The sequence below is a fragment of the Bacillus sp. m3-13 genome, from assembly GCF_000175075.1.
GTDB lineage: Bacteria > Bacillota > Bacilli > Bacillales > Bacillaceae_I > Sutcliffiella_A > Sutcliffiella_A horikoshii_C.
The window spans coordinates 1-12,389 of the sequence record NZ_ACPC01000013.1 but is presented as its reverse complement, the minus strand read 5'-3'; the positions used below and the strand labels follow the sequence as shown (position 1 = coordinate 12,389).

The 12,389-nt window shown below is 39.7% G+C and carries 11 protein-coding genes; all 11 read left to right on the top strand.

The window, feature by feature from the left end:
• Positions 1-87 precede the first annotated feature (87 nt).
• The 11 genes from M313_RS0105690 to M313_RS0105640 all read left to right on the top strand — a co-directional run bounded on the left by M313_RS0105690 (position 88) and on the right by M313_RS0105640 (position 12,325).
• Positions 88-879, top strand: a complete 792-nt coding sequence (locus M313_RS0105690; RefSeq protein ID WP_010193276.1) for a DUF3388 domain-containing protein — start codon at positions 88-90, stop codon at positions 877-879.
• Positions 880-900: 21 nt separating this feature from the next.
• Complete coding sequence (locus M313_RS0105685) at positions 901-1,809, top strand: helix-turn-helix domain-containing protein (RefSeq protein ID WP_010193275.1); 909 nt, start codon at positions 901-903, stop codon at positions 1,807-1,809.
• Between the two features lie 153 nt (positions 1,810-1,962).
• Positions 1,963-2,541, top strand: coding sequence for a CDP-diacylglycerol--glycerol-3-phosphate 3-phosphatidyltransferase (pgsA, locus tag M313_RS0105680; protein ID WP_010193274.1), 579 nt, complete (start codon positions 1,963-1,965; stop codon positions 2,539-2,541).
• 194 nt (positions 2,542-2,735) lie between these two features.
• The gene (locus M313_RS0105675; RefSeq protein ID WP_034774387.1) at positions 2,736-3,980 is read left to right on the top strand and encodes a competence/damage-inducible protein A; all 1,245 of its coding nucleotides are present in this window, start codon (positions 2,736-2,738) and stop codon (positions 3,978-3,980) included.
• A 246-nt stretch (positions 3,981-4,226) separates the two neighbouring features.
• A complete protein-coding gene (gene recA / locus M313_RS0105670; RefSeq protein WP_010193272.1) occupies positions 4,227-5,267 on the top strand; it encodes a recombinase RecA in 1,041 nt (346 codons plus the stop codon).
• Between the two features lie 303 nt (positions 5,268-5,570).
• On the top strand, positions 5,571-7,136 hold the full coding sequence (rny, locus tag M313_RS0105665) for a ribonuclease Y (protein ID WP_010193270.1): 1,566 nt from the start codon (positions 5,571-5,573) through the stop codon (positions 7,134-7,136).
• Between the two features lie 102 nt (positions 7,137-7,238).
• On the top strand, positions 7,239-8,033 hold the full coding sequence (locus M313_RS0105660; RefSeq protein WP_010193269.1) for a TIGR00282 family metallophosphoesterase: 795 nt from the start codon (positions 7,239-7,241) through the stop codon (positions 8,031-8,033).
• 147 nt (positions 8,034-8,180) lie between these two features.
• Entirely contained in the window at positions 8,181-8,441 is a 261-nt protein-coding gene (gene spoVS, locus M313_RS0105655) for a stage V sporulation protein SpoVS (RefSeq protein WP_010193268.1), read from the top strand.
• A 33-nt stretch (positions 8,442-8,474) separates the two neighbouring features.
• Positions 8,475-9,470, top strand: a complete 996-nt coding sequence (locus M313_RS0105650) for a dipeptidase (RefSeq protein ID WP_392396754.1) — start codon at positions 8,475-8,477, stop codon at positions 9,468-9,470.
• A gap of 251 nt (positions 9,471-9,721) precedes the next feature.
• The gene (locus tag M313_RS0105645; protein ID WP_010193264.1) at positions 9,722-11,458 is read left to right on the top strand and encodes a 2-oxoacid:acceptor oxidoreductase subunit alpha; all 1,737 of its coding nucleotides are present in this window, start codon (positions 9,722-9,724) and stop codon (positions 11,456-11,458) included.
• A complete protein-coding gene (locus tag M313_RS0105640; protein WP_010193262.1) occupies positions 11,459-12,325 on the top strand; it encodes a 2-oxoacid:ferredoxin oxidoreductase subunit beta in 867 nt (288 codons plus the stop codon). It abuts the gene before it with no gap.
• Positions 12,326-12,389 lie beyond the last annotated feature (64 nt).

Genomic DNA, 12,389 nt, shown 5'->3' with positions numbered 1-12,389 from the left:
AGTAATTACTTTCTTATTAAAGAAATATTGGATATGATAGAAGTAACATACAGCAGAACGAATAGTTAGAGAGGGTGAAGGGGTTTGATGGAGAAAAAAGAGTGGTATTTAGAATATGAAATACATATTAACAGGCCAGGGCTACTTGGAGACATCGCATCCCTTTTAGGTATGCTATCCATCAATATTGTTACAATAAACGGGGTGGATGATGCAAGAAGGGGAATGCTTTTGCTCAGTGATTCAAATGAGCAAATAGTCCGTCTTGAATCTATCTTGAATACAATGGATAATATAACTGTTACAAAGCTGCGTGAACCAAAATTGCGCGATCGCTTGGCGGTGCGACATGGAAGATACATACAGAGGGATGCTGATGATAAAAAAACGTTTCGCTTTGTACGTGATGAATTAGGTTTATTGGTTGATTTCCTTGCCGAACTATTCAAACAGGACGGTCATAAGCTTATTGGAATTAGGGGGATGCCGCGTGTAGGCAAAACGGAATCAATCGTTGCTTCTAGTGTATGTGCTAACAAAAGATGGTTATTTGTATCAAGCACGTTGCTAAAACAAACTATCCGAAGTCAATTGATAGAAGATGAATATAATGTGGACAACCTATTTATTATAGATGGTATCGTATCAACCAAAAGGGCAAATGAAAAACATTGGCAGTTAATTCGTGAAATAATGCGAATATCTGCTGTAAAAGTGGTTGAACATCCTGATATTTTCGTGCAAAATACAGAATATAAACTAGATGATTTCGATTATATTATTGAACTTAGAAATAATGAAGATGAAGAAATCACCTATGATGTGGTGCAACCAAATAATATGTTTGATGAGAATCCTTTCGGGGGTTTTGATTTCTAAAAATGTTGGAAGGTGTAATTGTTGACAGAACTAGGTAATAGACTGAAACAGGCAAGAGAAGAAAAAGGCTTGTCACTGGAAGATTTACAAACCGTTACAAAAATACAAAAAAGATATTTAATTGGAATAGAAGAAGGCAATTATTCCATCATGCCTGGTCAATTTTATGCACGTGCATTTATCAGACAATATTCTGAAGCTGTGGGGCTTGACCCGGAACTTATCTTTGAGGAGTACCAAAATGATATTCCTGCAAATGACAAAGATGAAATTCCACAATTATCAAGAGTGAAAACTCGAAAACAGGTACCAACGTCGTCCAAAAACACAAAGGTATTTAATTTTATCCCAAAAGTTCTAATGTTCTTAGCATTTGTTGCAGTGGTTGCCATCATCTATGTGCTCTTTCAAAATTGGGGTGTAGGAAGCTCATCTGACACTCAACAGGATAACAAGAATGTAGTCTATGACCCTGCAGACACAGCAAATGAAGGACAAGATGAAAACGAAACAGAAGATACTAAAGAAGAACAGCCTGAAGAAACAGAGGAAGAAGCAGTAGAAGAGGAAGAACCTGTTGAAGAAAAACCGACAACAGGTACTTTAACAGAAGTAAGTTCAAACAGTCCGAATGCGATCTTGGAACTAAAGGATACGGATAAATTTGAAGTGGAGATTGCAGCAGACGGCGGAAACACTTGGGTAGGAGTTAACAATGCAGACGGAGATTACTACCTTAACAAAGAGCTTAAAGACGGGAATTCGGAAACAATAGACTTATCTTCAGAAAAAGAAATTCTATTAAATGTAGGTTGGGTTCCAGCCACTAAAATTAAGATAAACGGCGAAGCATTTGAATTTCCATTTCCAGTTAAAGACGTAACAACACAGAAAGTCACTATTAAATTTGTACCTAATGGTCAACAATAAAGTCATCAGGATGATGGCTTTTTTTGTACAGACCTATAGGAGAATGCTTTCACCAAAGCAAATAATAGACCTAAAACCCTTAAGCAAACATTAGACAAACCTGTATATTTTATGTATAGTGGAAAAGCAATATTGAATGCTGGAGGAATGAACGTGAATTTACCTAACAAAATTACTGTTTCAAGAATTTTTATGATTCCGATCTTTATGATTCTAATGCTTGCACCCTTAAATTGGGGAGATCTTGCCATTGGAGATGAGTCGATTCCATACACACATCTTCTTGCTGCACTTATTTTTATCATAGCATCCATCACCGATTGGGTAGATGGTTATTATGCAAGAAAACTAAACCTTGTTACCAACCTTGGAAAGTTCCTAGATCCACTTGCAGATAAGCTATTGGTGTCGGCAGCATTGATTGCACTTGTCGAGTTGCAATTGGCTCCAGCGTGGATCGTCATTGTCATCATCAGCAGAGAATTCGCTGTTACCGGTCTGCGTTTAGTTCTAGCAGGTGAAGGGGAAGTTGTTGCGGCGAATATGCTAGGCAAAATCAAAACTTGGGCTCAAATTATTGCGGTATCTGCACTACTATTACATAACTTGCCATTTGAACTGATCGGTTTCCCATTTGCCACTATTGCTCTATGGGTAGCGATGATCTTTACCATTTACTCTGGTTGGGACTATTTCTACAAAAACAGACAAGCATTTGTTAATTCTAAATAGACAAAAAAAGATTATTTTATAGTAGCTTATAGCTGGTGATTGGAGCAAAAGGCGAAGACTCCTGCGGGGAAGTAGCGGCAATGTTGAGACCCCTGAAGCGTTGTGAGGAGGCTCAAGGTCGCCCCGCGGAAAGCGAAGCCGTTTGCGGAGATCAACAGCGACGTTATCCAGAACCAGTAAAAGGGGAGAGTGCTATGATAAGAAACGCAGAGATTATAGCTGTAGGCTCTGAATTACTATTGGGACAAATCTGTAATACAAATGCCCAATACCTTTCAAAACAACTTGCAGAATTAGGAATAAACGTCTTTTATCATACAGTGGTCGGAGATAATCCTTCTAGACTTGAAGAAGTAATAACAACAGCAAAACAACGTTCCAATCTTCTTATATTCACTGGAGGTCTTGGTCCGACCAAAGATGACCTGACTAAAGAAACCATATCAAGAGTGCTCGATAAACAATTGGTTATGGATGAAGAAGCTCTAACCAACATTAAGGATTATTATAAAAAATCACAACGAGTGATGAGTGAAAACAATAAAAAGCAGGCGCTTGTTTTAGAAGGCTCCTCTATTTTGGTAAACGAGTTTGGAATGGCTCCGGGGATGGCGCTGACTGAAGGTTCTCATACATACATGCTTTTACCTGGTCCGCCAAAAGAACTTCAGCCAATGTTTTCAGTCCACGGCAGAGAGTACCTGCTAGATAAGCTTGGAGTCAAAGAGCAAATTGTCTCCAAAGTGCTCCGCTTTTTTGGTATTGGGGAATCACAATTGGAAACAGATATTGAAGATATCATTGACAGGCAGACAAACCCAACCATTGCTCCACTAGCAGGAGACAACGAGGTCACACTGCGATTAACTGCAAAGCATCAATCTATTGATGAAGCAAACCGTTTAATAGATCAATGCGAAAAAGAGATCTTGGATAGAGTGGGAGAATTCTTTTTTGGATATGACGAAGATACCATTTATTCTGTTCTCTTTAAAAAGATTCAAGATTCCCACTACACTCTAAGCAGTGCCGAGAGCCTTACGGGCGGTTTGTTCTCTGAGAAAATGACAAGCTTCACCGGTGCCTCCGAAGTGATTGAAGGTGCCATTGTCAGCTATACTAATAGCGTGAAGGAAAATGTACTGGGAGTTAAAAAACACACCCTTGAAACCGATGGAGCAGTAAGTGAGCAGGCTGCAAAAGAAATGGCAAACGGCGTGAAGAAATTACTGCAAACAGATATCGGCATCAGTTTTACCGGAGTTGCAGGGCCTGGTACAATGGATAATCAACCTGTTGGAACAGTGTTTATCGGAATTGCCCTTCCTAACGGTGAAACTACCGTTCATAAAATTCATCTAGCAGGAACGAGAGACGGTATAAGACATAGATCAGCTAAATATGGCTGCCACTACCTATTGAAAGAATTGTTCAAGTAGTTGAGGGGAACTTCAACTGCTTTTTCTTTTGAGACAAAAAAACCAATTTTGTATTTTCACCAAAATCTCACCCACAAAATCCCTTTTTCCCCTTAAAGCAAATTCAATATTTTACGCAAAAATCTCACTATAAAAAAACCGAATGGATGTTCGTTTTTTGGTTGCCAAACGAATTGAAAAAGGGTATAGTAAGAGTAGTTAATAGATACTAATCATTTAGTTTAATAGATAAGAGGAGGAAATTGTGTGAGTGATCGTAAAGCGGCTTTAGATATGGCGTTAAAACAGATAGAAAAGCAATTCGGAAAAGGTTCCATAATGAAATTAGGGGAACAAACAGAACGTAAGATTTCCACTATTCCAAGTGGATCGTTGGCATTGGATGTTGCATTGGGTGCTGGCGGATATCCTCGAGGCAGAGTGGTAGAAATATATGGTCCTGAATCTTCTGGTAAAACAACTGTAGCCCTTCATGCTATCGCTGAAGTACAGCAACAAGGCGGACAGGCTGCGTTTATCGATGCAGAGCATGCGTTGGATCCAGTATATGCACAAAAACTTGGCGTAAACATTGATGAGCTTCTTCTTTCTCAGCCAGATACTGGTGAGCAAGCATTGGAAATCGCAGAAGCTCTTGTAAGAAGTGGTGCGGTTGACATTATCGTTGTCGATTCTGTAGCGGCCCTAGTACCTAAAGCGGAAATCGAAGGGGAAATGGGAGATTCTCACGTTGGTCTTCAAGCTCGTTTAATGTCCCAAGCACTTCGTAAACTTTCTGGTGCCATCAATAAATCAAAAACCATTGCTATTTTCATCAACCAGATTCGTGAAAAAGTCGGGGTTATGTTTGGTAATCCGGAAACGACTCCTGGTGGCCGTGCCCTGAAATTCTACTCTTCCGTACGTTTAGAAGTTCGTCGTGCTGAGCAGTTGAAACAAGGTCATGATATTGTCGGGAATAAAACAAAAATTAAAGTTGTAAAAAATAAAATTGCTCCTCCTTTCAAAGTAGCAGAAGTGGATATCATGTACGGTGAAGGTATCTCAAGAGAAGGGGAAGTAATTGATATGGGATCCGATTTGGATATTGTCCAAAAAAGTGGTTCATGGTATTCCTACAATGAAGAAAGACTTGGACAAGGACGCGAAAATGCAAAGCAATTCCTAAAAGAAAATAAAGATATCCTAAAAGAAATTCACCAGCAAATCCGTGATCATCACGGATTGGATAAAGATTTAACCGCACCAGCGGAAGAAGAAATGGATCAAGAAGAATTAGATTTTTAATACTCAAACCAGGCCCTGTACATCAATACAGGGCCTGTAATTTTATAAAATTTCACTAAATTTATAAAAAAATCATTAAAAACAGGATTAGTTTACCAAAAAGGTCATATCCTTAGCGGGACAGGCTTGACAATAATTTTTCACAGATTTACAATTAGTATGTATAATTTACATTTTGTTAGAATTTTAGAGCTATAAAAAAGCAAAAGCCCTTGAGCTGTATATTGACAAACATTGTTACAATGTACATGCCGACAATGAAATCTAGCAAGAAAAAAGTTCATAGCAAGAGGAGGTGTAATGATGGATAATTTTATGCCAATTATTATCTCCGCTTTGCTTGCCCTAATCGTCGGTGTAGTTGTTGGCTTTTATGTTCGTAAATCCATTGCAGAACAGAAGATTGCTGGCGCAAGAAGTGTCGCAGATCAAATTGTGGAAGATTCCAGACGCGAAGCTGAATCGCTTAAAAAAGAAGCACTTTTGGAAGCAAAGGACGAAATTCACAAACTTCGAACTGAAGCTGAACGTGATATTCGAGACCGTAGAAGCGAACTGCAAAAACAAGAAAATCGTTTAATGCAAAAAGAAGAGAATCTGGATCGAAAAGATGAATCGCTTGATAAGCGAGAAGTAGCATTAGAAAGGCGTGAAGATTCTTTAAACGATAGACAACAGCATATTGAAGAATTAGAAAGCAAAGTGGATGATATAGTGCGTAAACAGCAAGAAGAGCTAGAACGCATTTCAGCATTAACACGAGAAGAAGCCAAACATATCATTTTGGATCGTGTTGAGAACGAATTATCCCACGACATTGCTCTTATGGTCAAAGAAAGTGAAAACAGAGCAAAAGAAGATGCGGATAAAAAGGCAAGGGAGATCCTCTCATTAGCCGTTCAACGTTGTGCCGCAGACCATGTGGCTGAGACAACAGTATCCGTCGTTAACTTACCTAATGATGAAATGAAAGGCCGAATCATTGGTCGTGAAGGACGTAATATTCGTACTCTTGAAACACTTACTGGTATCGATTTGATTATTGATGATACGCCAGAGGCAGTTATTCTATCAGGTTTTGATCCAATCAGACGTGAGACTGCACGCATTGCTTTAGATAAGCTTGTCCAAGATGGACGTATTCACCCTGCACGTATTGAGGAAATGGTTGAGAAATCAAGACGTGAAGTAGATGAGTATATTCGTGAAATGGGCGAACAGACAACATTTGAAGTTGGTGTACATGGTCTACATCCTGATTTAATCAAGATTCTGGGACGACTGAAGTTCCGTACAAGCTACGGGCAAAATGTTCTGAAGCATTCTATGGAAGTAGCATTTCTATCAGGTCTTATGGCTGCTGAGCTTGGTGAGGATGAAACACTTGCCCGCCGTGCAGGTTTACTACATGATATTGGAAAAGCTGTCGATCATGAAGTCGAAGGAAGCCATGTGGAAATCGGTGTGGAATTGGCAACAAAGTATAAAGAACATCCAGTTGTCATTAACAGTATTGCTTCCCACCATGGTGATACAGAGCCAACTTCCATCATTGCAGTCTTGGTTGCTGCAGCAGATGCACTATCTGCGGCTAGACCAGGAGCGCGTAGTGAAACGTTGGAAAACTATATCCGCAGACTTGAAAAGTTGGAAGAGATTTCCGAAAGCTATGAAGGTGTAGAAAAGTCCTTTGCGATTCAAGCAGGACGTGAGGTTCGTATCATGGTGAAACCTGATACTATTGACGACCTTGAGGCTCATCGATTGGCACGGGATATTCGAAAACGCATTGAAGAAGAACTGGATTATCCAGGACATATTAAAGTGACGGTCATTCGTGAAACAAGAGCCGTAGAGTATGCAAAATAAAGTGGTGCTTGCACCGCTTTATTTTTTTTCGTTTATTTGCATACCGCGCCTACATATGTAAAACTAAAAAGAGAAATTGATTGTAAGAAGGGATTAGTGAATGTGAGAATATTATTTATTGGAGATGTAGTAGGATCACCAGGAAGAAAAATGGTGAGCGAATACCTGCCAAAACTAAAAAGTAAATATAAACCGGCAGTTACCATAGTGAACGGAGAAAACGCAGCGGGCGGAAAAGGAATAACGGAAAAAATCTATCAAGGATTTTTAAAAGCCGGTGCCAATCTAGTAACACTAGGAAATCATACATGGGACAACAGGGAGATTTTTGAATTTATTGAAGGCGCAAAGCATATGATCAGGCCGGCAAATTTCCCAAGTTCAAATCCTGGAAAAGGAATTGCCTATCTGCCATTTGAAGGAAAGGAGCTTGCGGTCATCAATCTTCAAGGCCGTACTTTTTTACCTCCAATAGATTGTCCTTTCAACAAAGTGGATGAACTTGTAGAAGAAGCAAAGAAAAGAACGCCGTTTATCTTTGTGGACTTCCATGCTGAAGCAACGAGTGAAAAGCAAGCAATAGGTTGGTATTTAGATGGAAGAGTTACAGGTGTTGTTGGAACACATACACATGTGCAAACAAATGATTATCGTATTCTTCCAGAAGGCACGGCATATATTACAGATGTAGGCATGACAGGGCCTTATGATGGTATTTTAGGTGTGGATAGAGAGGCAGTGCTTAAACGATTCACAACTGCGCTTCCTGTGAGGTTTGAAGTGACAGAGGGACGGGCCCAATTAAACGGGGTTCTAATAGATGTAGACATGAAAACAGGTAAGGCCAAGAAAATCCAACCATTGATGATTAATGAGGACCACCCTTTCTTTGATTAACCGAGAAGATAGAATATTTTGACGATTACACAATAAGTTAAGGCATATACAGAGCTCTTCCCGAATATAGTAGGAATGAAATTATTAACAATTCATTCATCTATGGATCTTTCACCATATACTGTAAATGTTAAGGAGGAGCTAGAAATGGAAATATTAAAGGTTTCAGCTAAGTCAAACCCAAATTCGGTAGCAGGGGCTTTAGCAGGGGTTTTAAGAGAGCGTGGAGGTGCCGAAATCCAAGCGATTGGGGCTGGTGCGCTTAATCAAGCAGTGAAGGCAGTTGCCATTGCTCGGGGATTTGTTGCGCCAAGTGGAGTGGATTTAATTTGTATCCCGGCATTTACAGACATTCTGATTGACGGAGAAGAAAGAACGGCCATCAAGCTGATAGTGGAGCCGAGATAAAAATATTCGTTTACTAAACCTGTTTGCTTGTACTTGCAAACAGGTTTGTTTTATTCTAATTCAATAGTGCATATGCTTGCTGTTCAAATAATGGAGGGGCTGTTCTTGAGAATATTTGATGCACATTGTGATGTGCTTTGGAGAATGTGGGAAAATAGAGAGATTTCATTTAAAGATAGTGAAATTTTGCATGTGACATGGGACGGATTAAAGAAGTCAGCTGCGAAGGTGCAATGTTTCGCTGTATATGTTCCTGAAAAAGTGAGGAAAGAATCTGCTTTTGATGTAGCGTTGGAAATGATTGATATCTTTTATGAAGAGATCTTGCAGAGGTTTCCTAACATGAAGCTTATTACAACGAAGAGGGATATAGCGGAACTTAAGGAAGGTCAGATAGGAGCCATTTTGACTTTAGAAGGTTGTGACGCTATAGGAACTGATATAGAGAAATTGAGAACCTTGTATCGATTAGGGATTTCTTCTGTCGGATTAACATGGAACCATGCTAATGCAGTTGCAGACGGGATTTTAGAAGAAAGAGGTGCCGGGTTAAGTTCTTTTGGGAAAAGTGTAGTGAAGCTGAACAACGACCATTTTATTTGGACAGATGTTTCCCACTTGTCTGTTAAAGGATTTTGGGATGTAATGGAATTAGGTGAATATGTGATTGCTTCACATTCCAATTGCAAGGATCTTTGTCATAATCCGAGGAATTTATCCGATGAACAAGTACAAGCGCTCATTCAAAAGGATGGTGCAATCGGGGTCACCTTTGTCCCGCAATTTTTGTCAAGCAACTCACAGGCGAGTATTACAGATATACTTCGTCATGTAGAACACTTCTGTACATTAGGTGCAGTAGATCATATAGGGTTTGGTTCAGACTTTGACGGAATTGACCAGACAGTTCAGGGACTGGGCAAAATTGAAGATTATAGTAATTTAGTGAATAGCTTATTAAAATACTATTCTGAAACAGAAATCAGAGGGTTTTTGTTTGATAATTTTTATAAAAGGTTCCCTAAATGACCGGGAATTATAAGGATTTTGCCTTTAAGTACTATACTGTTAAAATATCCAAATTTTTCGAAAGAAATTAATTCAAAGACTTGTATTTTTAAATAAATAGGTCTACAATGAAAGCGTTTAGTACATATTCAGCGGTTTTTAAGTCTGTTTTATATTTAATAGGTAACTTCTAGTTATATAAAGGGAATAATGCTACAATAAATATTGTACAAAATTCTGAAAACGAACGCAGTTAAAGGGGTGTAAGGCACATGATCAATCAACTTTCATGGAAAGTTGGAGGGCAACAAGGGGAAGGTATCGAAAGTACCGGTGAGATTTTCTCCATTGCATTAAATCGTTTAGGCTATTATTTATATGGTTATCGCCATTTTTCTTCTCGTATTAAAGGTGGACATACGAACAACAAAATTCGTGTGAGTACGACTCAGGTCCGTTCCATTTCGGACGACCTTGATATATTAGTAGCGTTTGATCAAGAAACAATCGACGTAAACTATCATGAACTCCGCGAAGGTGGAGTGGTAATTGCAGATGCAAAGTTTAAACCAAGCATACCTGAAGACGGGAAAGCTACATTGTACGCTGTACCATTCACTGAAATTGCTACTGAGCTTGGAACATCATTGATGAAGAACATGGTTGCTGTCGGAGCTTCAAGTGCCATCCTTGATTTAGATGCGGAATCATTCCGTGAAGTGGTGCAAGAAATTTTCGGACGCAAAGGCGAATCCATTGTTGAGAAAAACATGGAAGCGATCCGAGCAGGTGTTCAATTCATTAAAGATCAAGCTGAAAATTTAGAAACAATGCAGCTTGCAAAAGCAGACGGCAATAAACGACTATTCATGATCGGTAATGATGCGATTGCATTGGGTGCAGTTGCTGCAGGATCTCGTTTTATGCCGGCTTACCCAATTACTCCAGCATCTGAAATTATGGAATACTTAATCAAAAAGCTTCCAAAATTCGGCGGTACTGTGATTCAAACGGAAGATGAGATTGCTGCTTGTACCATGGCAATTGGTGCCAACTATGCAGGTGTACGTACTTTGACTGCTTCAGCAGGCCCGGGACTATCCTTAATGATGGAAGCAATTGGACTTTCTGGTATGACAGAAACACCGCTTGTAGTTGTGGACACGCAACGTGGAGGACCAAGTACAGGGTTACCGACAAAGATTGAGCAGTCTGACCTTATGGCGATGATCTATGGTACTCACGGAGAGATCCCGAAAGTGGTAATGGCTCCTAGTACTGTACAAGAGGCTTTCTACGATACAATCGAGGCATTTAACATTGCAGAAGAATATCAAGTACCTGTCATTCTTTTAACTGATCTTCAATTGTCTCTAGGGAAGCAATCGGTAGAAGCATTAGATTACAAAAACATTGAAATTAGACGCGGAAAGCTGGATATCAATCAAGAGCTTCCGGCTGCTGACGATAAAGCATATTTCAAACGATATGAAGTAACAGAAGATGGCGTATCTCCCCGTGTGATTCCTGGCATGAAACACGGTATCCATCACGTTACTGGTGTAGAGCACGAAGAGACAGGTAAGCCTTCTGAAGTTGCTGCGAACCGTCAAGCACAGATGGACAAGCGTCTTCGTAAATTGAATAACCTTAAATTCAATACGCCTGTTCATGTTAATGCAAAGCATGAAGAAGCGGATGTACTACTTGTTGGATTTAACTCGACGCGCGGAACGATCGAAGAGGCAATGGAAAGATTGGAATTGGAAGGTGTTAAAGCTAACCATGCACAAGTCCGCCTGATCCACCCATTCCCGACAGAAGAAATCGCGCCACTGGTAAAAGCGGCTAAAAAAGTTATTGTTGTGGAGTATAACGCTACTGGACAACTTGCAAACATCCTTAAAATGAATGTTGGCGAGCATGAGAAAATCCGTAGTCTCTTAAAGTATGATGGGGATCCATTCTTACCGAAAGAAATCCACACAAAATGCAAGGAGTTGTTATAAATGGCAACGTTTAAAGACTTTCGAAATAATGTAAAACCTAACTGGTGCCCTGGGTGTGGAGACTTCTCGGTACAAGCTGCCATTCAACGTGCTGCCGCAAATGTTGGTTTAGAGCCTGAAAATCTTGCAGTAGTATCTGGAATAGGGTGTTCTGGACGTATTTCCGGGTACATCAATTCCTACGGTTTCCATGGTATTCATGGTCGCTCTCTACCAATCGCACAAGGTGTGAAAATGGCGAATAAAGATCTTACGGTTATCGCTTCAGGTGGAGATGGAGATGGATTTGCCATCGGTTTAGGTCATACCATCCATGCAATTCGTCGAAATATTGATGTTACATACATCGTTATGGATAATCAGATTTATGGACTAACAAAAGGCCAAACATCACCACGTAGTGAAGTAGGATTCAAAACAAAATCTACACCACAAGGTTCCATTGAATCCTCACTGTCTGTAATGGAAATGGCTTTAACAGCAGGAGCGACATTTGTAGCGCAAAGCTTCTCTACTGATTTGAAAGACCTAACTTCCTTGATCGAACAAGGAATCAAGCATAAAGGGTTCTCTCTAATTAACGTGTTTAGCCCGTGTGTTACATATAATAAAGTGAACACATATGACTGGTTTAAAGAAAATTTGACAAAATTGGCTGACATTGAAGGTTATGACGCTCACAACAAAGTTTCTGCGATGCAGACACTAATGGAGCATAATGGCCTAGTAACTGGTTTGATCTATCAGAATAAGGACCAACAGTCTTATCAAGATTTGGTTCCTAATTATAGCGAAGAGCCTCTTGCAAAAGCAGATCTTCAATTAGACGAAGAACAATTCAACGCACTAGTAAAAGAATTCATGTAACAACCTGGAAGTCCTGGCTTAATTGCTGGGACTTTTTTAATTCTCTTGATTAGGAGTCATATAA